This window comes from Mucilaginibacter sp. P5_A6 (genome assembly GCF_056400585.1).
Genome location: NZ_JBFUKZ010000003.1, coordinates 290,451 through 314,965 on the forward strand (window position 1 = coordinate 290,451; position 24,515 = coordinate 314,965).

Sequence of the window (24,515 nt, forward strand, 5' to 3'; positions counted from 1 at the left end):
GATGAATAAAAAATTGCCGGGTTAATAAATTGTTATGTTTTTTGATTTTGTAGTAAAAGCCAACGAATGCAAAAAATATTACCAGCACCTTGTAACGGGACGAGTACAGCGACAGACAATTCAATCTCGATTCTCGCACCTCCTACAATTCTATTTATCTTTACAGCAATTACCTTATGAATCTCAACAGCACCGCAAATCAAACCAAATGGCTTTACCTGTTTATCGGTATGGCGGTTGTTATAAATTTTAGCGGGTTGTTTACAACCATTATAGGCCCCGATGCTAACCTGTATGCCACCATCTCTAAAAACATGGTTTTGCGCAACAATTACAGCGATCTGTTTGCCTGGGGCGGCGATTGGCTGGATAAACCACATTTTCCATTTTGGGTTACCAGTTTGTTTTTTAAATGCTTCGGGTTTAAAACATGGGCTTATAAGCTCCCGGGTATTTTGTTTATGATGATGGGAGCCGTTTATACTTATCAATTAGCAAAAAACCTCTACAGTAAACAAATAGCCCTTTGGTCGGTACTAATATTGCTTACTGCGCAGCACATTATCCTATCCAACACCGATGTACGTGCCGAGCCTTATTTAACCGGGCTAATCATTGCAGCGGTTTATCACTTTTATAAAGCCCAAACTGGTAACAGCTTCTGGCATTTAATACTGGCCAGCCTGTTCACAGCCTGTGCGCTCATGACTAAGGGTATGTTCGCCCTTATTACCATAGGCGGCGCAGTTGCGGGCCATCTGATTATCACCAGGCAGTGGAAACAGCTTTTTACCTGGCGATGGCTATTTGCTGCCTTATTGATACTGGTGTTTATTTTGCCCGAGATCTGGAGCCTGTACCGGCAGTTTGATCTGCACCCCGAAAAGGTGGTATTTGGCCACACCGGTGTATCAGGTATTAAATTCTTTTTTTGGGATAGTCAGTTTGGCCGTTTTTTTAATACAGGCCCCATCAAAGGAAGCGGCGACCCCAGCTTTTTTATCCATACCCTGCTATGGGCATTTTCACCATGGTCGCTTTTATTGTTTGCAGCTATATTTCAGTTCATCAAACAAGGAGCTAAAAATGTACAGGCACAGGAGTGGTATTGCATCTGCGGATCGTTGATCACCTTCCTGCTGTTTTCAGCATCAAAATTTCAGCTGCCGCATTATCTTAATATCGTATTCCCCTTCTTCGCTATTATTACAGCGCAATATCTTGATAAGCTAAAATCCTTAAAAAGCATTAAAGCAGTACGCGTTACGCAAAATGTGGTTATTATACTGCTTGTAGTTATAGTGAGCACGCTTGAATACTTTTTCAAACCCGAAACGTTTAACTGGCCAACAGTACCCATCATTTTAGCATTTTTGCTGATGCTGATATTTTTGCCCTCAAAAATATCAGCAGGAATGCAACAAACCATATACCGCACACTTTTGGTGTCCTTTACCGTTAACCTGTACCTTAACCTGTGCTTTTACCCATCGTTGCTGCATTACCAGGGGGGCAGCGAGGCCGCTATGTGGATAAACCATAACAACCCCGGCAAACTGCCCGTTTATATAGCTGCAGGTCAGTTTCATGACGATTTAAACTTTTACCTGGATGCTCCCTTTACCGAAATCAACCCTGATAGTACAGGCAGTCTGCCTGGCCCGGTGCTGCTTTATACCAATGCCGATGTAGTGCATACCTATATTAATAAAGGGTGGGATATTAAAGTGCTTAAAACTTTTAAATCATACCCTGTCACCCGCCTCAGTCCTGCTTTTTTAAACAAAGCCACACGCGATAAAGAATTGTATAACATGGAAGTGGCCATTGTCAATTTGTCAAAAAAATAAAAGACAATAGCTTGTTGCATTATGATTTATTAGGCCGTAATAGCATTATAAACCAGTTATATATGATCCGCAAAACTATTACGCTCCTTTGCCTGTCGCTTATCATAATTACCGCCTGCAAAAAAATTGACAATACCCCGGATACCGGTAAAGAACTTACACTTACTGCTGCCGAACAGCTAAAAGTTACTGCCGATAATGCCTTTACCCTGAAACTATTTAAAGCCACCCTTAGTGGCAATCCGGATGCTGATAATCTTTTCCTGTCACCCCTTAGCGTAAGCATGGCCGTAGGCATGACCAGCAACGGAGCATCAGGACAAACCCTGCAAGCCATCCGGAATACCATGAATTTTAATAATTTTACCGAGGACCAGGTAAACGGCTACTATCACAAAATGATAACCGAGCTTCCCCAGCTTGATCCTAAAACCACGCTAAAATTTGCCAACTCCATTTGGTACACTAATTCGTTTACGCCAATTCCCACATTTTTGCAGGTAAACGCTTCAAATTATAACGCAAGGATTGAAGCTGCTGATTTTAAAAATGCAGCCGCTAAAGATGTAATCAACAGCTGGGTTAATAATGCAACCGATGGCAAGATCACCAGTATCATCGATAATATTCAGGATAATGTGATAATGTATCTCATCAACGCCATTTACTTTAAAAGTAGCTGGGCCAATAAATTTGATGCCGCCAAAACTCAGAAATCGACTTTCTATTTAGGATCTGGCAGCACCGTTCAGGCCGATCTGATGAATAGTGAGGTAAACTTTAATACCGTAGCTGCATCAGATGCCCGGGTGATAGAACTGCCTTATGCCAATAATAAATTCAGCATGGTGCTTTTAATGCCAATAGATAAATCGGTAAAGGAATTTGCCGCCTCGCTTGACTCCGCCAAATGGCAAACGTTAATGAAGGGTTTAACACAAACTAAAGGGTTGGTTACCATACCCAAATTCAAGTTCAGCTACGAAACTAAGTTGGACGATATTTTAGGCAGCCTGGGGATGGGCATTGCATTTACTGATGCAGCCGATTTTACCCGCATTAATGCCGCGGGGCAGCTGCAAATCACCGAAGTAAAACACAAAGCTTACGTTGAAGTAAACGAAGATGGCACAACCGCCGCGGCAGTAACCTCAATAAGCATTGGTGTTACTGCTATAAACCCCAATACGTATAGGTTTGATCACCCTTTCATTTTTGCTATTCGCGAAATGAAAAGCGGGTTGGTATTGTTTGCAGGTGTGGTGAATGACCCTACTAAATAAGCTGCGCCGTTATCTTGCTTTCGCAGTCATTAGTCATTTCACTGCGCTGTCATTGGTCATTATCAATTATATTAATCCTGGTAGGTTTTTTTGCGAAACAAACATGCTTATTGTTTCGTATCAAAAAAATACATAGTTTAGTTCTAATTGGCGTAACTAACCAATAAACAAACAGCTGTAATAAACCAACTATCTAATCTAATCACCCATCATGATTTGCAAACTACGGCTGTGCTCATTTAAGTTTTATACTGTTACCATTCTTTGTTTGTTTGCACAATCGGCCCTTGGTCAAAATTCCTTCGAAAAAGAATTAAAGCAAAAGATCGATTCGTTTTTAGCGCCAGTGCCTGTAGCAGCAATGCAGGAAACATTACTGGACGAAAATGGCGAACTTTACCCCAGCGATGCGCCGGGCTCGTTATTAACACCTACAGGTTTTGGTGGGTATGGCACCTATATTTATGGAGGCCTGGGCGGCGCCTACCCGGAAGTATACACTCCTCACAAGGCCGACTTAATTAGCTCCATAGGTTTTTGCACAGGCAACCCCGAATCGGCGGTAAACTTTGCTGCCGGTTTGAATATGACCGATGTACACGAATTTCGCGACTTTTCCGGCAATTTTATCCTGAGCAGAAAAGTATTTCAGGGTACAAGTATTTCAGCAGGTGCGCTGCAGATGTTTGCCAACAATAAACAATCAGATTCACCAGGATCAACCTTTTTTTTGGCTATAAGCCATGCAATACAAACCATTCCGTCATTAACCCCGGGCTGCTCACGGCTTAGTTACACCATTGGGTTAGGCAGCGGCAGGTTTTATGAAAAAAGCCCTACAGACATTGCCAACGGAAAAGGCGCGCATGGCACTGCAATATTTGGTAGTATATCATTTGAAGTGATAAGGCACGTGAGTATGAATGCAGAATGGACAGGCATGAATTTAGGATTTTCGACTGGCTTAAGGCCATTTAAAAGCCCGGTATGCCTTAGCGTAGGTGTGGCTAATTTAACCAGGTATTCATCAGATAAACCCAACATGGTTTTTTCGGTTGGATTACCCCTTTCATTGAACCGATCAATGACCAAATAATAAAATATAAAAAATCATCGTGGTATAGATGTTTTTTTCAGTAAATAACTATCTGACCGTATGCTAACTACCTGATTCTCTCCACACAAGGGTTACTTATTCGTACTTATAAGTATCAATAGTAACCAAAAAAAATTAAAATTCATGAAAACAAAAATTGTAAGTGCGCTGCTGGCGGGCATTGTTCTGCTGGGCGCGTGTAAACGAGGCGTATCTAAGTATGAAGCTACTAATAACAGCAGCGCTGCAGATTCGGCAACGGTAGATGCCCGCACAGATTCCTTAATGATGGTGCAACCCAAATTGGTGAAAACTGCCGATATGCGCTTCAAAGTTCAAAATGTGCAGCAAACTGCCGAGAAAATTGCCGCCTTGACCGTTAAAAATAATGGAATGGTAATGCACCACCAGATGGAGTCATCGGTACAAAACAGCCAGGATTATCGCATTAGCGACGATTCTGTAAAGCGGATATCTGCTTTTAGCACTGCGGAGGATATGACAGTTAAGGTCCCATCCGACGTGCTTGGCGGTTTCATGCAACAGGTAGCGCATATGGGCATGTATGTTACCTATAGCAAAATGGATATTGATGATAAATCGCTGGATTTTTTATCGTCGAAATTGAAACTCAATAGTCGCAGGGAGCTTGTTGATCAACAAAAAAAAGGCAAGATCACCATAAAAAACCCATTGAATGTATTGTTATTGAAAGACGATATGGTTGACGGCCAGATTGACAATATGAAAATTGATGCTGCCGTTAAGTTTAGTGTTATAACCCTCAGCTTTTATCAAAGCAACACTATAGTAACCGAAACTATCGCCAATGATGATCCATCGGCGTACCAATTGTCGTTTAGTAAACGTTTTACCAATTCATTGCATAATGGCTGGTATTTAGTTACTCAACTTATTTTGGGCATAACTAACCTGTGGGTATTCATTTTAGCAGGCATCAGTGTGTGGATCCTGTTAAAATATTATAAAAGAAAACACCCCACATTTTTAAGCTCCATAAAATCATAAAAATTAGTGGCATTTTCGCTAAACATTTCTATTTTTGCCAAAACATTAAATACGGTATCATGGAGTCAATGGAAAACGCTAACGCAGAGAAACATTACAAACTATTAGTTGTCGCAGTTATTATAGGCATTTTTGGTGTATTCATCCGTTTTGCAGGTGATGAAAACTCTCATTACTTTTCTTATATAGCTAATTTCGCGCTACTGGTTGGCACTTTGCTCGCTTTAAAAGCAGTGTTTGATATTATGAAGTAATCCCCCACCCCTAAAAGGGAGTTGGCAGATATAAACAGGAAGCCCCGTTCATTTTTGAACGGGGCTTCTTTAGTTTTAAACATGCATCTACAAATCAAAAAGTGTCCTTTCAAAGTGCTACTTCGGCCTGTACTTAGATTGATTTAATATTTTTTGCGCATCCTTATCAGCCATTAACTGCGGCAAAGTAACTTCAGGGTGCCTATCCATGTAGGCACGCACAATTTGCCAGCCTGTGTATACGGCCAGCTTTGGCGCCGATTCATTTCTTTCGCCCAAGCCCGGCGTAAACGGGGCTTCGGTAAGATATTTCTGAATTTTTGGGTAATCAGTTTCATACAATAAGTTCTCTTCTAAAAAGTAAGCCCATATCTTCGATTCAAAATCAGTGCACCATTTCAACTGGGCCGTAGTATAGTTTATTCTGGATGTATCGCCTGCATCTGGCAATATCCTATCCATAAAATACATGATCTTGCCGTTGTATACCATTTTTGATAACAATGATTTATCATTATMATCTTCGGGAAACATATCCTCACGGGCAATACCCTCAATAACACGGGGTGTAATATTATCAGGCGTAAAATGCCTTGACAAATAATGCGGAAATGCGCTGGTAATTGAAGGATAAAACCTGGAGTTGGCTCCCAAAAACAAATCAAGCCCTATAGCAAAATAACCGTCGCCAATTGATGTTTGTGCCTGGAAACCTGATAAGTAAGCATAAACTTTCGGGATCCTTTTCTGCGGATAGTAGTATTTAATATGCTTAAAAGCTTCGGTCAGTTCGGCATTTTGCTTATCCATATCAGGATAAACAGCTTCCACATCATGTTTCAGATCGTTATAGGCTTTCCCTTTAAATACTTCGTGCAAGGTTTTAAAATAGGCAGTATCTTTTGTACTACCAGCCTGTAAAATACGCTCAATAAAATCCTGGTAAAATACACCATACTTATTATGAAGAAAGCCTGCCTGCCTACTCATGGATCCGGTGCGCATTGCATCAAAATCATGATCAAAGCGCTGTATCTTCACCTCAAGGTCAATATTACTTACATCAATCTTTTTATTGCGCCCGCAGGCCGCCAATATCAGGCCAATAAAAAAAATTAAGTAAATTTGTTTTGCTTTATGCCGGGTAGTTATCATTTTTATCCTTTGAGCAAAAATAATTTTTATTTGCATTAATACGTTACTATACCATCCATGAAAATCGCATTAGCCCAGCTTAACTATCATATAGGTAATTTCGAATCAAACACGGCCAAAATTATTGATCATATATTAGAGGCAAAGCAAAACGGCGCCGACCTTGTTGTATTTGCCGAACTATGCGTTTGCGGTTACCCGGCGCGCGACTTTCTTGAATTTGACGAATTTATTGGTTTGTGCGATGAAGCCGCAAAAAAAATAGCTGCAATATGTACTGATGTGGCCTGTATTATCGGCCTGCCTACTTTCAATAACAAAACAGAGGGTAAAGACCTGAACAACTCTGCATATTTTATTGAAGATGGTAAGGTTAAAGCCATCGTGAACAAAGCTTTGCTGCCAAATTATGATGTATTTGATGAGTACCGTTACTTTGAACCATCAACAGATTTTAATTGTATTGAATTTAAGGGCAAAAAAATAGCGCTTACTATATGCGAGGACCTGTGGAACACCATCGAGAACCCATTATACGTAACCCGCCCAATGGATATTCTGATCAATCAGCAGCCTGATATAATGATCAATATTGCCGCATCGCCTTTTGCATATAACCATGATGAGGTGCGGATTGCCATTTTGAGCGATAATGCCAGTCGCTATAATTTGCCGCTGCTTTATGTAAACCAGGTAGGCGCCCAAACCGAATTGATATTTGATGGGGGATCATTAATATTTGATAATACAGGTAAGCTGATAGACGAGTTGCCTTATTTTGAAGAGAATATGGCCTATTATACCCTTGCGGATGATGGCACGCTAAGTTTTGAACATCCATCGACCCTAAAAACTGAACGGCCGAGTGATATTGACCAGATACACCAGGGAATTATATTGGGTATCCGCGATTACTTTCATAAATCGGGCTTTAAACAGGCCATATTAGGTTTATCCGGCGGGATAGATTCGGCCGTGGTTTGCGCTTTGGCTGCTGAGGCCTTGGGCCCCGTAAATGTGATGGCTGTATTGCTGCCTTCGCGTTTTTCAACAGACCATTCTCTTAAAGATGCTGAAGACCTGGTGAAAAACCTGGGCTGCAAAAGCGAAACAATAGCTATAAAGCATATTACCGAAGCAATTGAGGGCTCCTTGCACCCGCAGTTTAAAAACCTTCCGTTTAATATTGCCGAAGAAAATATCCAATCGCGCAGCAGAGCTATTTTATTAATGGCGATGTGCAATAAGTTTGGTTATATTTTGCTAAACACCAGCAATAAAAGTGAAGCAGCCGTGGGTTATGGCACTTTATATGGCGATATGTGCGGAGGGATCTCCGTTATAGGCGATGTATATAAAACGCAGGTTTTTGAACTGGCACGTCACATTAACCGTGATAAAGAAATCATCCCAATCAATTCCATTGTTAAACCACCATCGGCTGAGTTAAGGCCCGACCAAAAGGATACCGACTCCCTGCCCGAGTATGATATTCTGGATAAAATATTGGAAGAATATATTGAATACCGTCGCTCATCTGCCGAGATCATTAAAATGGGATATGACGAAGCAATCGTTCGCCGGGTAATCAAGCTTACCAATTCGGCCGAGCATAAACGCTACCAAACACCCCCAATCTTAAGGGTTTCGCCCAAGGCCTTTGGTATGGGCCGCAGAATGCCTATTGTGGGTAAATATCTTTCGTAGATAAATTTTGTTTATCGATTCTCATTATAAAAACAAATTTTATAATGAGTTAATTTGTTCATTTAAATTTTCTTGAAAATACCTATATTTCAAGCCCATGAATAAATTTTACGCAGCGCTATGTGCTTGTTTTTTTGTGCTGTGTACAGCCGGTCAAACTTTTGCCCAGCAACCCTTGGTAAGTGATGCCAAAAAGGCCGAATTAGCTAACTTTTCATCACAATTAAAAGATACTTATACGGTAAGCAAGCAGCAGGCTCTGTCGTTAGCAGGCAAACGCGGGTGGCCAATCAGCCGCCGGTCAAAAAACGGCAATTTACTGTCGTTACAAGGAGTAAACAGTTTAGGTTTCCCCATATACCTCATTACACATAATAATACTACTGCCGCGGCAACAACAGGTACTAATACTGTACAACCCGGTGGTTCGTTAGGATTAAATTTGTCTGGTTCCAGTGCCATCCTCCTCAATAAACTGGCCATATGGGATGGCGGCTCGGTTTATGCCGCTCACCAGGAATTTACAGGTAAAACCATTACCATAAAAAATAGTGCAGCCATACTTGACCATACAACTCACGTAGCAGGTACTATGATAGCTAAGGGTGTATATGCACCTGCCAAAGGCATGGCCTTTAATGCGGGCAGCCTTTTATCATGGGATTTTGATAACGATATAAGCGAAATGAGTGCTGCCGCATCAGGCTTGCTGCTATCCAATCATTCCTATGGTGATGTGGCTGGATGGGAATATAGTGATACCGACTCCCGCTGGGAATGGTATGGCATACCCGGTGATTCTGTTGATTACACTTTTGGTTTTTATGATACCCGGGCACAGTCATGGGATAAAATTGCTTATACCGCACCATATTATCTTATAGTCGAATCGGCCGGTAATAGCCGGTCCAGTAACGGACCAGCCATAGGTTCAACCTATTATGGCTACAGGAGCAGAACCGACCAAACAATGGTAAACAAGGGCGCCAGACCTGCAACCATCAGCGATAATAGCGGTTATGATATCATAAGCACAACTGGTAATGCTAAAAACACACTTACCGTAGGGGCTGTAAATCCTTTACCGTCGGGCCCTACAAACAGGCAGGATGTAAGCATTGCTTATTTCAGTGCCTGGGGGCCAACTGATGATGGCCGGGTTAAACCCGATATTGTTGGTGACGGCGTTAATGTAACATCGGTAGGCGTTGCAAACAGCACATCATATCTTACCTTATCGGGTACCTCGATGGCCGCTCCCAATATTACAGGATCTTTATATTTATTGCAGGAGTACTATTACAAACAAAACAACCAGAATTTTATGCGCTCGGCAACGCTGAAAGGCCTGGTTTGCCATACTGCTTTTGATGCCGGTAATATAGGCCCCGATTATATCTATGGATGGGGACTGCTCAATATGACAAAGGCTGCGGAGGCTATAACTGATAATGGCACCAAAAGTCTTGTTAAAGAGAATACCCTTACCCAGGGCCAAACCCAAACATTTAATGTGCTGGCATCAGGATCGGGCGCTTTAATGGCCACCATTGCATGGACCGACCCGCAGGGAACGGTTTCGCCTGACGGCACCATAAACAGCCGTACCCCAAAACTGGTAAATGACCTGGATATAAAAGTGAGCGATGGCAATACTACCTATGATGCATGGGTTTTAGATCCCGATCACCCATCTGCTGCTGCAACAACCGGCGACAACATTCGGGATAATGTGGAGCAGGTTTATATTGCCAATGTGGTACCAGGCAAAGCTTACACAGTTACAGTGTCTCACAAAGGCACTTTATCGCCAGGCCTCCAGGCTTACTCACTTATAGTAACCGGTATTGGTGGCACTGCATATTGCTCGTCGGCTCCGCTGAGTAATGCCGATTCGCGCATTGACAACCTTAAGCTTGCTAATATTAATAATACGCCGGCCCAGGGCTGCAAAAGTTATTCTGATTACACCAATTTAACAGTTCAATTGGAGCAGGACAAGTCCTATCCGCTAAGTATTACCCTGGGTACCTGTGGCGGCAATTTCACTAAAGCGGCGAGGGTATTTATTGATTATAATGAAAACGGCGTTTTTGATAATACCGAACTGGTTGCAACTACCGGATTTATTAACGGTACGGGCACATATAATACTACTATAAAAATACCGGCAAATGTATCCGCGGGCACTTACAGTTTAATGAGGGTAGTATTAAGCGAAACCGGGGACACCTCCACTATAAAAGCCTGCGGCAGTTACAGCAAAGGCGAAACCCAGGATTACCGGGTGCAGTTTTTACAAACCAGCGTTGATGCAGGTATTTCGGCCATTGTTAACCCTGGGTCAGGTGGAACTTGCTCGGTAAGTACACCCGTAACTATCCGGGTTAAAAACTTTGGCAGCGCAGCAATCAGAAATATCCCGCTAACGGTAAAAATAACCGCTTCTGACAACACTGTAACTACCTTTACCGGAACCTATACCGGTACACTTGCATCGGGCGATGAAGATAATTTTACCTTTAGTCAAAGTTTTAATGCGCTTGCCGGGGCCAACTATACAATAACTGCCATAAGCAACTTAACCGGCGACCCGGTAAAAACAAATGATACCGTAACAACAACTATTGTTGTCAACTCACCATCTGCTATTGGCGCTCTTAACGCTTACTACTGTACCGATAGCAAACAATACCTTTTATCGGGCGATGGTGATGGCACTTTACTTTGGTATCAAAACATAAATGATACTATCCCTATTGCCGCAGGCAGCCTTGTAAGCACAGCTTATCCGCCTGTAAATAATAAATATTACGCGGGGGTAAATGATTTTAAAGGGACGGTAGGTCCGGCTACCAAAAATACTTTCGGCGGCGGTGGGTATAACCAGTTTACACCATCGGTAATTGTTAATACCAAAGTACCGGTAGTTATTCAAAGCGCCCGCCTGTACATCGGCAATCCTGGTAAAATTACTTTTAATGTAAGTAACAGCAGCGGACAAACCGTGGCATCAACAACTATAAATGCCCAGGCCACCCGTACCGTACCTCTGCCAGGCCCGCAAGCAGATGACCCGGCCGACCAGGGTAAGGTTTATAATCTTAATCTTGAATTACCTGCTGCCGGCAAATACTTAATATCGGTTGAGTATGATAATACAGCAACCATTTACCGTAACAACGCAGGTGTAACAGCCTATCCGTTCGGCATAGGTAATATTTTCAGCATTACAGGGAACGACGCGACAGGTGATAACCCTTCGGATACAAGCTACTACAAAAGTTTTTACTATTACTTTTATGATATGAAGGTGCAAAGCCTGGGCTGTGCATCGGCTGCAAGAAAAGCTGTTACACTAATCAAACCCGTAATTACGCAAAGTAATAATACCTTAAACTCGAGTATCGCAACAGGCAACCAATGGTTGTTAAATGGAGAGCCTATAGCAGGAGCCACCAGTGCCACTTATGAGCCCCTGCAAAGCGGGGATTACCAGGTGGCAGATACTTTAGCCAGCGGATGTGTAGCCTTATCAGATGTTTTTACTTACGCACGAACGGTTGCAAATGCGGATAAATCGACCGATATCGGGCTGACAGTATTTCCTGTGCCGGCAAGTACCAACCTTTATGTTGTATTTACAGCAAAAGCTGCTGCCGACCTGAATTTATCGCTTGTAAATTCTGTGGGGCAAACTGTGTTGTCAAATAAACAAACCCTGCCCCAGGGCAATTTCAGTACTGTAATAAATGTAACCAATTTGCAGCCGGGCGTTTATGTATTAAAGGTATTACTGGGTAGTAAGGTTTACGGGAAGAAGGTGATTGTAGCCCATTAAATCATCAGCCTCAACCAAACCCTTCAAGGGAAGGAAGGGCTTAAATTGTGTTTGCAAGTCTCACACACCAACTGGCGCGTGAGACTTAAAGGGTGCTTTTTTACTGAAAAGTATATTTTACTCCAACACCCGGTGCAATGTCAAAAAACGGTCCGGTTGCCACCTCAAGGCGTGGATTAAGGTCCAGACTTACCGCAATCGGGCTATTGGGCACCATCCACTCAAGGCCCAAAACGCCATCAGCTCCTAATAAAAGGTGCCTGTCTTTATAATATTGATCATCGCTGCCAAAGCGTTTGTAATACCCGCTACCTATGGAGCCTAAGTGCCCCCCAAAGCCATAATAAAAATTGAGCTTATCAACATTAAAAGCCGGCGTATGTATTTCATATAAACCTGTTATTACCAGGCCATGATCGCGAATGCCCAGGAGGCCTTCAAGTGCCGTGTTTTTATCCAGGAAGTATTTTCCGGAAGGACCAATTTCATATGCCCCGAATTTTAAACCGGCGGCCACCTTATAATCCTGCGCATGTGAGCGCTTACCAATTAATAAAAATGAAACAGAGAAGAGCAGAATGTAAATTAATTTTTTCATATAGTAGTTTTAAATAAACAATTAAACAGGTAATGTTTTGGCATAAAAACTTAACACAGGTTTAACCATGCGTAAGCTTAAATGTTTCTGCAAATAAACGCCGGATTTGGGTTTTTATGGTATTGTAACGCAAAAACTACTTTGACAAATGCTCATCTAACTGATTTTCAGAGGGAAATATTGGTTCTCTCTTTTTAGTGGATTTATGCCCTTAAATAAGTTATTTTAGTAAAAATAATTACTGCAAACTATGATGATATATACTTTCAAAACAACAATTATCAGATACTTAACGCGATTTTTAACAATACTTTTTTTTATTTCTGCCGGTTGCGCATATGGGCAATCAATTGTTAACAATAATGGTCAATATCATAATGGTATGGTAGTATGTGCCTACCCCGATGCAGCCCGGGTTGGTCTTGATATTTTGAAGAAAGGCGGTAATGCAGTTGATGCCGCTGTTGCTGTACATTTTGCGCTTGCTGTAACTTACCCGGATGCCGGCAATATTGGCGGCGGTGGCTTTATGGTTTTCCGCTCAAAAAAGGGCAAATGCAACACCCTCGATTTCAGAGAAAAAGGCCCTGCCGGTGCAAGTGCGGATATGTATCTTGATTCCGCCGGGAATGTAATACCCGATATGAGCTTGTATACACACCAGGCATCGGGCGTGCCCGGCTCTGTTGATGGCATGGTTAGGGCTCATCGCAAATATGGCAAGCTAAAATGGGCCGACCTGGTACAACCTGCTATAGACCTTGCCCGCAACGGCTTTAAAATAACCAAACGCATGGCCAATGATCTAAACCGCACCCATGCCCAATTCCTGAAACTAAATCCTGGTAAAACCTATTTAATTAAAGATGGAGATTGGAAAGAAGGCGATCTGCTGGTGCAGGAAGACCTTGCCAAAACCTTTGAACTTATCCGTGATAAAGGTCGTAAAGGCTTTTATAAGGGCGTGGTTGCCGATCAGATTGTTGCCGAAATGAAAAGCGGGAATGGCCTGATCTCCAAAAAAGACTTAAAAAAGTATCATGCGGTTTGGCGTAAAGCCCTTACCGGTAATTATAAAGACTACAAGATTATTACCATGCCACCGCCATCAAGCGGAGGAATTGCCCTGCTGCAACTGCTGCAATCGGTTGAAAAATATCCTTTAAAAAGATGGGGATATAACCAGGATAGTACTATAAGGCTGGTAGTTGAGGCCGAACGCCGGGTTTATGCCGATAGATCAAAATACCTGGGCGATCCCGATTTTTATAAAGTGCCCGTCGATAGTCTCCTCAAACCGGCTTATATAACATCACGCATGAATAATTTTAACTGGGCTGCAGCTACCCCAAGTACCAGCATACAACCCGGCACCTTTACAGGTTATGAAAGCGATCAAACAACGCATTATTCTATTGTAGATGGGGATGGCAATGCAGTGTCAGTCACCACAACTTTGAACGATAGCTTTGGCTCCAAAATATTTGTGAAAGGCGCCGGCTTTTTACTGAACAACGAAATGGATGATTTTAGCTCAAAACCAGGTGTACCCAATATGTATGGTTTGGTTGGCGGTAAGGCCAATAGCATTCAGCCCGGTAAACGCATGCTATCATCCATGACGCCAACCATTGTTGAAAAGGATGGCAAGCTGTTTATGGTGGTGGGTACTCCCGGCGGATCAACTATAATCACCTCCGTTTTTCAAACTATACTTAACGTAATTGAGTTTAACCAAAATATGCAGCAGGCTGTAACCTCCAAACGCTTCCACTCACAATGGCTGCCCGATGAAGTAGCCGTTGAAAAAGACGGGATAGACGGCGCAACCCTAATAAAACTGCAAAGCAAAGGTTACAAAATAACAAACCGCAATGCTATAGGTCGCGTAGACGCCATCCTTAAAACCAAGGGGGGTTATTATGAAGGCGGTGCGGACCCCAGAGGGGACGATACTAAACTGGGGTGGTAGCTGTATTACTTAATACCTGTTTTGTTGCAAACCGCAAACTTAAATTTGCGTAATTAACAAGCATTTCTTACGTTTGGTATGCATGCATAACAGCGTAAAACACCAGGAAACCATCGATTATTTTTTAAAGATTGTGTGGCAAACAGTGGCTAACAGGTATAACCAGTTGGTTACCGAGTTTGGTATCACACAATCTATAGGCTATCTGTTGATCAATATCGATGAAAAAGAAGGCACCACTGTATCCCAGGCTGCAGCTTTGCTGGGTCTTAAATCAACCAGTTTATCAAGAATGCTTAGTCAACTGGAAAAAACGGGGTTAATCTATCGCGAATCCAACCAAGGCGATAAACGCTCGGTAAAGATTTACCTGACCGAACTGGGTAAAGAAAAACGTCACCAGGCACGTGTAGTAGTAAGGCAATTTAACAATTACCTTGATGCCCATATCAGCGAGGCAGATAAGGAATATCTCACCGAAATGCTTAAAAAGATAAACAAGCTTACAGTTAACTATAAACCTAATAGTCATTAGGCATTGCATGGCGCAGATGAGTTCTAATGACCAATAACTGAGAAGCCGATTCCGCTATAATTTTTCAAAGAATAATGCGTTTTTGATTGAACTATGTTCGTTGTGAACAAATAATGGCTGAGCAATGTGTTAAAAAATGTTAAGCTGCCGTTTTTCTATTATAAAAGAATAAATTTGCCTTTTGAAAAAATGAACAGGTTACTTGTTTTACTATTGCTTTTGATGGCTGGATTGGGTGCATGTAAAAAATCTGCCGATCCTTTAACACAGTATAAAATACAAGCTGATATTGATGATAAAATAATCAGCGATTACCTGGCACAGCATCCGGAAGACAGTGCAAAACGTGTTGATACATCAGGTGTGTTTTACATTATAAAAAAAGGCGAAGAAGGATCAGGAAATGACCTGTTTACCAGTTCGACAACTATAACAGTAGGTTTTACCGGACAACGATTAAACAATGGTGTAGTATTTGCGCAAACCAGCAATTTTCATCCATCCTATACATTAGGAAGTGTGATAAAGGGTTGGCAGTTGGGAGTACCTCAAATAAAAAAAGGTGGCAAAATAAGGTTGCTTATTCCATCGAGATATGCTTATGGACCATTTGCACAGGATTCGATAAATTTGCCCGCTAATTCGGTGCTTGATTTTAATATACAGCTTTATAACATAACTAATTAGACAAAATAATAAAGGTAAAGAGCGATAATGATTAGCTATTACTGTTAACAAACAATATAAATGAAGAAAATTACTTTTACGTTATTACTACTTACCACAATAGGTTTTATATCCTGCCGTAAAACCGGGAACGATCCGAATATTACACAATACGACGAAACCAATATCCAAAACTATATTACAGCAAACGGGCTTACTGCAATGAAACGTGATACCACCGATGGTGATACCACTGGCATTTATTACCAGATACTTTCGCAGGGATCAACGGCAGGCACACCATTAGACTACTCAGATACAGTGAAATTTGTATTCACCCTAAAATCATTTGATGGCAAGTATAATTCAGTAGATTCACTTACCACCAATCATTATGATGGCTTTGTAGGGCATATAAACCAGGGCAATTTACCTAAGGGATTGCAGATAGCCATTCATAATCTCATTAAGTACAAAGGTACAAGAGCAAGAGTGTTGATACCATCGCGCCTTGGCTATGGCATTAATGGAACCGGATCTGGGAGTTCAAGTAATGTGAATACCCGTATTGCCGGTAACCAATGCCTTGACATTTATGTAAATGTGATATCTGATCAAAATACCTATGACGATCAGGTCATAAAACATTACATAGCTGCCAATAGTTTAACGGGCTTTGTTAAAGCGACTGGTGGTTATTATTATAAAGTCACAACTCCAGGTACAGGCGCCAATCCTATAGGTGCGTATTCGGCCTTTACTGCAACTTACTCGGGCAAATTTTTAACCGGAACAGAGTTTGACGCCAACACTACAGGTGTAGCATTCGATCTTTCGGGCAATGGCGGGAGCGTACCTGTAACAGGTGTGGCGCAAGGTTTACAAGGCTATACAACAGGCGCTGCAGTTACCCTCCTCCTGCCATCAAGATATGCTTATGGCAGGGGTGGCAATCAAAGTATCCCAACAAATACAAACTTGCGTTTTGACTTTACCATCGTTACGGTGTCTAATTAATATTTGTCAACTAAAGCCTCTTTAAAGGCGTTTAAGCAACGCTCACGTGCAAACGCGTGATCAATAATGGGTTTCGGATATTTGCTAAAGTCAGCATATTCCGGAACCCATTTCTTTATGTATTTCAGATCCGGATCGATTTTTTTAGTTTGCGATTGAGGATTAAAGATCCTGAAGTAGGGCGCGGAGTCGGTACCTGAACCTGCAGCCCATTGCCAGCCACCAACATTGCTGGCCATTTCATAATCCAATAGCTTGCGGGCAAAGTATTGTTCGCCCCAACGCCAGTCTATCAGCAGATCTTTACTTAAAAAGCTGGCTACTATCATACGTACCCGGTTGTGCATAAAGCCTGTAGCATTCAGCTCGCGCATGCCTGCATCAATTATAGGGTAACCGGTTTGCCCTTCGCACCAGGCTTTAAATTGCTCCTCGTTATTAACCCATTTTATGCGGTCGTACTCCGGGCGAAAGGCGTGATCCGTAGTATCCGGAAAATGGTACAATATCATCATATAAAACTCGCGCCATATAAGCTCATCAAGCCACGTTTTATCACTATAGCCATATGCCGTTTTGGCCAGTTCCCGTATGCTCACCGTGCCGAAACGCAAATGCAGCCCAATATGCGATGTGCCTTTAATAGCTGGAAAATCGCGTTTATCGGCATAATCGCCGATAACATTTTTGTACTTCTGAACGGGAAAGTGCCTTGCACTTTTTTCAAAGCCTATTTCCCTTAATTCTGGTATCGCCAGCGCCTGGGTTTTTACCAGGTTTATTAAATATTTTCCGGTAGGGTAAGCCTCCAGGTAAAACGGCTTAATTGTGGCGTACCATTTACGCCGGTAAGGCGTATAAACAGTATAAGGCTTCCCATCATCTTTGGCCACTTCATTTTTTTCAAATATTACCTGGTCTTTAAAGGTTTTAAAATCTATACTATGCTTTTTTAGCTTTTCCCTTACGGCATCGTCGCGCCTGGCAGCATAGGGTTCATAATCATGATTGGTATAAACCGCCGCAATGTTATGCTCTTTAATAACCTTATCCCAGGCATGTGTGGCCTTATCATAAATTACCAACAAGCTGCTGCCGTTGTTATGCAGTTCATGATGCAGCTTTTCAATAGTGTTATAAATAAAGTTTACCCGGGCATCATCCTTATCTTCCAGCTTATCTAATATCTCCCTGTCGAAAATAAACAAAGGCAAAACAGGTTTGCCGCTTTTTAAGGCATGGTATAAACCGGCATTGTCATTTAAGCGCAGATCACGACGAAACCAGAAGATGGTTACCGGGATATTATTATCCATATATTTCTTTTAATGCCTCCGTCACTTCAGCATATTTAAAGCTGAAGCCGGCATCTTTAATTTTTTTGCCAGCTACTTTTGTGCTTCCTAAAACCAGGCTGCTCATTTCGCCCAACATCAATTTCAGCACAAATGCAGGCACATTTGGCGCCCACGTAGGTTTATGTAATTGTTTAGCCACTGCCTTTATCATTTGAGCATTGGTCACCGGGTTAGGCGCCACCATATTAAAAACACCTTTCAGCTCCTTATTTTCTATAGCAAACAGGTACATATCAATCGCATCCTGCCAATGGATCCAGGAGATCCATTGTTTACCGCTGCCAATTGGCGAACCGATGTAAAGCTTTACCGGCGAGGCAAGCGCGGGCAATGCCCCGGCATCTTTATCCAATACTACACCTGTACGGAACTTTACTACACGAAGACCTAATTTATCACCTTCATCAACAGCAGCTTCCCAATCAACACAGCATTGCGATAGAAAATCAGTTTTTGGAGCGCTGGTTTCTGTCATTACCTCCTCACCCCTATCACTATAGTAACCAATTCCGGATGCGGATATAACCGATGTAACCTTGTTTGCCCGGCTTTTAAGAAGACTATATACCAGGGCGATGGATTTGGTACGGCTTTCAACTATTTCTTTTTTACGCTGATCTGTCCAGCGTTTATCGGCTATACCGGCCCCGGCAAGGTGGACAATAGTATCTACTCCATCAATGCAATGCTCATCAATAGTACCTTTATTCACATCCCAGATAAAGGTTTTAATATCTATATCTTTAGCCGGATTTCTGCTCAAAAAACTTACAGAATGACCTTTTGCCAACAATAATTTACTAAGCCGCCTACCTAATCCTCCGGAGCCTCCGGTTATTAATATATTCATTGATTCACTTGTTCATTGGTTAATAGTTCGTTGCTTTTCATTGCGTTACTTATTGGTTGCACGGAAACGAACGCAAGTTTAAGAGCCTCCTCATAGGTTAAGCAGTGTCGTAGTATTATATGATCTATACTGTGATTATGCACAATGGTTTCGTGCTTCATGCTATTTACCAGGTTTTGGGCCATTACATAACCCGTAGAAGTTATAAGGGATAGCCAATATGATGATATTTTTGGCGACAGAAGCGGAATGTTAATAATATATCTTTTAAGATGGCGCACCTTGGCATAAGTAAGCATCATCTCTTTAAAAGTTAAAATATCAGGCCCGCCGATGTCAAAGGTTTTATTAAACGTTCTTTCGTTGAGCATTACACTTTCCAGGTAGCCCAGCACATCACAAATGGCAATAGGCTGGCAACGGGTATTCATCCACCTGACACCGGCCATTACAGGGGATTTTTCGGTAAGATCACGAATGATCTCGAACGATGCGCTGCCCTGACCGATGATTGGGCCCGTCCTTAACACAGTAAGCACCGGTTTGCCTTTCTTTAAAACGTCCTCTACATGCCTGCGCGATTCGGGATGTATAGAACGATTATCATCGCTACCGATGCCACTTAAAAATATTGTTTGCCTGCAGTTGGTTTTATCCAGCGCATGAATAAAGTTATAGGCCGATAACACTTCCAATGCAGCAAAATCCTTCGCCTGCGACATGGAATGCACCAGGTAGTAAGCCGCATCAATATCTTCAGGAAAGGCTTCTATACTCGATTCTTTAAGCAGATCTCCGGTTATAATGGTTACCTGCCTGCTAAATTCGTTTTGTTCATTAAAGCGGCGTTTATCGCGCACCAGGCAAATTACATTATGGCCTTTCTCCAGCAAAACAGGTATAAGCTTTGTACTTATATAACTATTGGTGCCTGCAAGTAATACCTTCATGCTATCTGCAACAACCAAAAACGCAGGGTGTTTTAATTGGGTTATGCTACAATGTATTTTGAGCTACCCGGCTATACGTTAATACTATCCACAACAACAACTTTGCTGCATAGTGGTTTAGCATATTGCTCAGCAAAAATAACATGAGTAGGATCAACCTGGTACGCTTCCTGTAACTCCGGCGAATCAAACAAAAGCAATAATGAAACGTCATATGAACGATCGATCACATCGCGGTTGGTATCGGCAGGTACGCCTATATGCATGTCGCGAATGTGGGCTATAGGTTTCAATATGTTTAGGCCCTCAATCAGCTTATCCTTATCGGCCTTATTTTTTAGCCAAAAATGTACATGGTGAATAAAGGTGTTTTGGAGTAATGGCATGGCAGTATTTGAGATTTAATGCTAAATTAAAAATTAGATAATTCATTGCAAGCCTAAAATTTTATCATCCTAACCTGTGGAAGATATATACGCAGATTTTACATGTTGGCGATTAGATTCACTACTATCGCTTAGTATAGCGAAGGAGTATCCATACCCACTCAATACTCCAACACTACATGCGGCTTAAACGTATCCGTTTTCACCTCGGCCTTAAGCTCATGTAAAATATTATACAAGCCAAAATTAGTGCGGTTTACATAAATAAAATGCTTAACCCCGCGGGCCTGCTTAAACTCGGGCATTTTTGAAAGCCGCTCGCCAAAGCTGAATAGCTTTTCAAAAAACTCCTTTTTGCTAAAATCAAAATGGTTATCAATATAGGGTAAAGCAAACAGGCTGATCATCTCCTTGTACTGGGTGTAAAAAAACGCTACCTGCGCCGGGGTATCATTTTTACGGATCATATCCAGCTGGCGGAAAGCCTTGATAGTTTCTTCCTTATTATCAAGCAGATTGGTAGATGTGAGCGAGAAAAAGGGATAGTAAAAATCTTCGGGCATCTCTTTTATGCAGCCAAAATCAATAACACCAAGTTTACCTTCCGGGGTAATCATAAAATTACCGGGATGCGGATCGGCATGTACAGCCCGCAATTCGTGTTGCTGAAAATTGTAAAAATCCCATAAAGCCTGGCCTATCCGGTTGCGCAACTCCTGTGATGGATTGGTAGCCAAAAACTCTTTAAGATGTTTCCCTTCCAGCCAATCCATTGTGATGATACGCTTGCTGGATAGTTCGGGATAGTATTCGGGAAAAACCACATTATCCAGATTGGCGCAGGCGGTCGAGAACTCGATGGAGCGGCGTACTTCCAGCTCGTAGTCGGTTTCTTCCAGCAGGCGTTCCTCAACCTCGCGCATGTAAACATCCAGTTCTTTTTCGCTCATGCCCAACATGCGGAAAGCAAAGGGTTTGATGAGTTTCAAGTCGGATGATATAGAATCACCTACGCCGGGATACTGGATCTTTACGGCCAGTTTTTTACCATTCAGTTCGGCCTGGTGAACCTGGCCTATTGATGCGGCGTTGGTCGATCTGATATTGAACTTATCATAGATCTGTTCGGGATTTTTGCCGAAATATTTTTTAAATGTTTGTACAATCAGCGGCCCAGAAAGCGGTGGAGCATTGTATTGCGATTGTGTGAATTTATCTACATAAGCCTGGGGTAACAGGTTTTTATCCATGCTGAGCATTTGAGCAACCTTAAGCGCGCTGCCCTTAAGTTCGCTTAGCGATTGATAGATATCTGCTGCATTATCCTCATTCAATTCGGATTTATCCATACCGGGGTTGAACAGTTTTTTTGAATAATGCTTTATATAGTTGCCCCCTATTTTAAAACCTGTTTTTACAAACCTGGCCGAACGTTCTGCTTTGGTAGTTGGTATGCTGTTTTGTTCGGGAGCAGCCCCCTGCAAATCTCCTCCATCTTTCGATAGAAGATCTTTTTTATTATCTGTCATAATGATTTCTAAAATCTCATCTTAAATTCTGCCGTTTTTTACGAGGAATTTGCCATACTCAAAAAGGTTGTCGATAGGTGAGCGCTGAAACAAGTCGAACGTTACATTTACACCTTTTTCAATAGCCTCATCGGTTTTCTCGAACCCGGCTGAATTATCATTCACCCAAAAGTTTAGCACAAATACAAACTGAATCCACAGTGCATCTTTATAGCGTTTGCTGAAAAATTTTCGGTCGGTAAGCTCCGTTGTTTCAATGCCTTCTTTCAGGATTTCATCGGCAAAGTTTTCATAAATATCTTTCAGGCGCTCAAAAACACGCGGGGTAGTAAATCCTTTAGGCTGTTTATTTATGGTGTAAATGGCAAAACTGCGACTGCCTTTTAGCAACTCGAAAAAACCGTAAAAAAATGACAAGGCCTTTTCACGGGCGCTATATTGCCCCCAAACTTCCTGGGCCCTTATTTCGGTCAGTGTTTTTGTGGCAAAACCAGCCCAAATAGATTGCTCTACCGCCTCAAACGAACCAAAGAGCTGGTAAAATTCAGCTTCGGTCATTTCATTTTGTTTAGCAAATATGTATACCGATTTTGGTTGCGAACCTTCGGTAAGTACATAATCAATATATGCGTTCTGGATGCTTTCGATAGTTGCCATAATGGGTTTGCTTTTATTATTATACGTTAAAGTTACATACATAGTATGAACTATTTGTCATGGAAGCCTCACGTAGCCCCCTCTCCCTTTGACAGGCAGGACTAAGGCTTATATAAACATCTCTATCGTCCGCTGCAGGTCCCTGGCCTGTACAACGCCGCTTTGACGCCATTTAGTTTGACCCTTTTGGAATATCATGAGTGTTGGCACACTTTGAACCTTGTAGGCGCTTGCAGCCTGCGGATTTTTGTCAATATCTATTTTGATGATCTTTACCTTATCGCCAAGGGCGTGCTTTACATCCTGCAATATTGGTGGCATCATTTTGCAAGGGCCACACCACTCAGCCGAAAAATCAACCAGTACGGGTATCTCTGATGCTATAATTTCCTGGAAATTTGCCATATTATTTTAATTAACGATCTATAATCCTTGTTTATAACTATTAAGTTACATAAAAGTTTAAGCCAATGAACTTTGAAATATCAACTATAAACTATATTTACTTTATGCAAACAAAACTCGCCCTTTACCTATGCCTGCTGCTATTTGCAGCCCCATTTGCTGTATTGGCACAAGAAAAGCCTGCTGTGATCCCCCTTTGGCCAAAGGGTGCCCCCGGGTTCGAGAACCGGCGGAATGAACCAGAACAGGCAAAGGATTATTGGGTGAAGAACATCCATAACCCTTCACTTACCGTGTTTTTACCCCCTGCAGGCAAAGCTAATGGCGCTGCTGTGGTGATATGCCCTGGTGGCGGTCATCGTTTGCTGGTTTATACAGCCGAGGGAGTAGAGCCTGCCAAATACCTCAACAGCCTGGGTATCACTGTTTTTGTGCTGAAATACCGCTTGGGCCGGGATACCCTTTCGCCCTATAAAATTGATGTGCATGCCAGGCAGGATGGCTATCGCGCTATGCGGCTGGTACGCAGTAAGGCAACTGAATATGGCCTGGATACCAACCGTATAGGTATGATGGGTTTTTCGGCCGGGGGCGAGGTTGTGGATATGGTAGCCTTTGGCGATGGCAAAGGCGATCCTGCTGCCGCCGACCCTATCGACCGCCTGAATGCCAAGCCAGGGTTTGTAATCCAGATCTATCCGGGGCCGCTGTATATACCGGATGTGATCCCCGCGGATGCCCCGCCTGCCTTTTTACTTGCCGCCAATGACGACCCATGCTGCGCCGTACCGGTGGTAAGCCTGCTCCAAAAGTACCGGGATGCCAAAGTGCCCATCGAGGTGCATATTTTTACGCAGGGTGGTCATGGGTTTAATATGGGTAACCGCTCAAAGCTGCAATCCATCAGCACCTGGCCGCAGCGTTTGGCCGACTGGCTGGCCGATAATAATTACCTCAACCCGGTTAGTAAGGAGCGTAAGAAGGTTTTGCATTAATTATTTCCCAAAAAACTTCTTAAAGTCGTTTTTTAGCTATAAAATGTAATAAAAACGCTGATTATATCAATAAATATGCAAAAAAAGAGCAAAATAAATTGAGAAAAATCGAGAAAAATGAAGGGTTTTCCGCAATTTAAAAAGTTTTCTTTTTCATTAAAAAAGCCCGGTTTTCACCCAGTCATGGTCGGAAGAAATTCCGGCCATTTTTTATGTTTTAAAAAACAGACCTGGATCCCCGCCACATTGCAGAACGATCAGGGCAATTGTAAGATCCCTCACTTCCATAGCAAAGCGTCTTTTGGCAGTTTTGTAACCGATGTTGTTTGCCTTTTTGTAGATAAGTAACATCATCGCAACAATAAGCGTCATATATAATATC

General features: G+C 42.2%; 21 protein-coding genes. 12 read left to right on the plus strand and 9 right to left on the minus strand.

The genetic code is table 11. The features are described 5' to 3' along the window. The first annotated feature begins 176 nt into the window (after positions 1–176). The 5 genes from AC1DO4_RS05530 to AC1DO4_RS05550 all read left to right on the plus strand — a co-directional run bounded on the left by AC1DO4_RS05530 (position 177) and on the right by AC1DO4_RS05550 (position 5,512). Positions 177–1,850, plus strand: a complete 1,674-nt coding sequence (locus AC1DO4_RS05530) for an ArnT family glycosyltransferase (protein ID WP_477413677.1) — start codon at positions 177–179, stop codon at positions 1,848–1,850. A 62-nt stretch (positions 1,851–1,912) separates the two neighbouring features. Further along, positions 1,913–3,133: a serpin family protein gene (locus tag AC1DO4_RS05535; protein WP_477413679.1), complete on the plus strand. Its 1,221-nt coding sequence runs from the start codon at positions 1,913–1,915 to the stop codon at positions 3,131–3,133. 211 nt (positions 3,134–3,344) lie between these two features. After that, positions 3,345–4,229 carry a hypothetical protein gene (locus AC1DO4_RS05540; protein WP_477413681.1) on the plus strand — a complete coding sequence of 295 codons (885 nt, stop codon included), beginning with the start codon at positions 3,345–3,347 and terminating at the stop codon, positions 4,227–4,229. Between the two features lie 144 nt (positions 4,230–4,373). Next, positions 4,374–5,258 carry a DUF4349 domain-containing protein gene (locus AC1DO4_RS05545; RefSeq protein ID WP_477413683.1) on the plus strand — a complete coding sequence of 295 codons (885 nt, stop codon included), beginning with the start codon at positions 4,374–4,376 and terminating at the stop codon, positions 5,256–5,258. A gap of 68 nt (positions 5,259–5,326) precedes the next feature. Then, positions 5,327–5,512 (plus strand): hypothetical protein, encoded by a 186-nt coding sequence (locus tag AC1DO4_RS05550; RefSeq protein ID WP_477413685.1) that lies wholly within the window; start codon positions 5,327–5,329, stop codon positions 5,510–5,512. Between the two features lie 117 nt (positions 5,513–5,629). Here AC1DO4_RS05550 and gldB read toward each other — a convergent pair whose 3' ends face one another. Then, positions 5,630–6,667 carry a gliding motility lipoprotein GldB gene (gldB, locus tag AC1DO4_RS05555; protein ID WP_477413687.1) on the minus strand — a complete coding sequence of 346 codons (1,038 nt, stop codon included), beginning with the start codon at positions 6,665–6,667 and terminating at the stop codon, positions 5,630–5,632. A gap of 57 nt (positions 6,668–6,724) precedes the next feature. On the opposite strand from gldB, the gene AC1DO4_RS05560 reads away from it, so the two are divergent. Together AC1DO4_RS05560 and AC1DO4_RS05565 are read left to right on the plus strand one after the other, a co-directional pair. Next, on the plus strand, positions 6,725–8,374 hold the full coding sequence (locus AC1DO4_RS05560) for an NAD+ synthase (protein WP_477413689.1): 1,650 nt from the start codon (positions 6,725–6,727) through the stop codon (positions 8,372–8,374). A 97-nt stretch (positions 8,375–8,471) separates the two neighbouring features. Continuing rightward, the gene (locus tag AC1DO4_RS05565) at positions 8,472–12,215 is read left to right on the plus strand and encodes a S8 family serine peptidase (protein ID WP_477413691.1); all 3,744 of its coding nucleotides are present in this window, start codon (positions 8,472–8,474) and stop codon (positions 12,213–12,215) included. Between the two features lie 100 nt (positions 12,216–12,315). On the opposite strand, the gene AC1DO4_RS05570 is transcribed toward AC1DO4_RS05565, so the two are convergent. After that, positions 12,316–12,813, minus strand: coding sequence for a hypothetical protein (locus AC1DO4_RS05570; protein ID WP_477413693.1), 498 nt, complete (start codon positions 12,811–12,813; stop codon positions 12,316–12,318). 253 nt (positions 12,814–13,066) lie between these two features. Between AC1DO4_RS05570 and ggt the strand changes: the two genes are divergently transcribed. The 4 genes from ggt to AC1DO4_RS05590 all read left to right on the plus strand — a co-directional run bounded on the left by ggt (position 13,067) and on the right by AC1DO4_RS05590 (position 17,003). Then, entirely contained in the window at positions 13,067–14,785 is a 1,719-nt protein-coding gene (ggt, locus tag AC1DO4_RS05575) for a gamma-glutamyltransferase (protein WP_477413719.1), read from the plus strand. A gap of 82 nt (positions 14,786–14,867) precedes the next feature. Continuing rightward, positions 14,868–15,320, plus strand: a complete 453-nt coding sequence (locus AC1DO4_RS05580) for a MarR family winged helix-turn-helix transcriptional regulator (RefSeq protein ID WP_477413695.1) — start codon at positions 14,868–14,870, stop codon at positions 15,318–15,320. Between the two features lie 189 nt (positions 15,321–15,509). Further along, a complete protein-coding gene (locus AC1DO4_RS05585) occupies positions 15,510–16,007 on the plus strand; it encodes an FKBP-type peptidyl-prolyl cis-trans isomerase (protein WP_477413697.1) in 498 nt (165 codons plus the stop codon). A 60-nt stretch (positions 16,008–16,067) separates the two neighbouring features. Next, a complete protein-coding gene (locus AC1DO4_RS05590) occupies positions 16,068–17,003 on the plus strand; it encodes an FKBP-type peptidyl-prolyl cis-trans isomerase (RefSeq protein WP_477413699.1) in 936 nt (311 codons plus the stop codon). On the opposite strand, the gene AC1DO4_RS05595 is transcribed toward AC1DO4_RS05590, so the two are convergent. The 7 genes from AC1DO4_RS05595 to trxA all read right to left on the minus strand — a co-directional run bounded on the left by AC1DO4_RS05595 (position 17,000) and on the right by trxA (position 23,138). Continuing rightward, entirely contained in the window at positions 17,000–18,319 is a 1,320-nt protein-coding gene (locus AC1DO4_RS05595; protein WP_477413701.1) for a cryptochrome/photolyase family protein, read from the minus strand. The two genes, AC1DO4_RS05590 and AC1DO4_RS05595, sit on opposite strands and share 4 nt — an antisense overlap. After that, positions 18,312–19,211, minus strand: a complete 900-nt coding sequence (locus AC1DO4_RS05600) for a TIGR01777 family oxidoreductase (RefSeq protein ID WP_477413703.1) — start codon at positions 19,209–19,211, stop codon at positions 18,312–18,314. The genes AC1DO4_RS05595 and AC1DO4_RS05600 overlap by 8 nt, the downstream gene beginning before the upstream one ends. Further along, on the minus strand, positions 19,208–20,161 hold the full coding sequence (locus AC1DO4_RS05605; RefSeq protein WP_477413705.1) for an NAD(P)H-binding protein: 954 nt from the start codon (positions 20,159–20,161) through the stop codon (positions 19,208–19,210). Before AC1DO4_RS05605 ends, AC1DO4_RS05600 begins: the two co-directional genes overlap by 4 nt. Positions 20,162–20,232: 71 nt before the next feature. Then, the gene (locus AC1DO4_RS05610; protein ID WP_477413707.1) at positions 20,233–20,547 is read right to left on the minus strand and encodes a Dabb family protein; all 315 of its coding nucleotides are present in this window, start codon (positions 20,545–20,547) and stop codon (positions 20,233–20,235) included. Positions 20,548–20,708: 161 nt separating this feature from the next. Continuing rightward, a complete protein-coding gene (locus AC1DO4_RS05615) occupies positions 20,709–22,076 on the minus strand; it encodes an ABC1 kinase family protein (RefSeq protein ID WP_477413709.1) in 1,368 nt (455 codons plus the stop codon). Positions 22,077–22,097: 21 nt separating this feature from the next. Continuing rightward, positions 22,098–22,733, minus strand: coding sequence for a TetR family transcriptional regulator C-terminal domain-containing protein (locus AC1DO4_RS05620; RefSeq protein ID WP_477413711.1), 636 nt, complete (start codon positions 22,731–22,733; stop codon positions 22,098–22,100). A 108-nt stretch (positions 22,734–22,841) separates the two neighbouring features. Further along, a complete protein-coding gene (trxA, locus tag AC1DO4_RS05625; RefSeq protein WP_295717750.1) occupies positions 22,842–23,138 on the minus strand; it encodes a thioredoxin in 297 nt (98 codons plus the stop codon). 65 nt (positions 23,139–23,203) lie between these two features. On the opposite strand from trxA, the gene AC1DO4_RS05630 reads away from it, so the two are divergent. Further along, the gene (locus AC1DO4_RS05630; RefSeq protein ID WP_477413713.1) at positions 23,204–24,133 is read left to right on the plus strand and encodes an alpha/beta hydrolase; all 930 of its coding nucleotides are present in this window, start codon (positions 23,204–23,206) and stop codon (positions 24,131–24,133) included. The last annotated feature ends 382 nt before the right edge of the window (positions 24,134–24,515 follow it).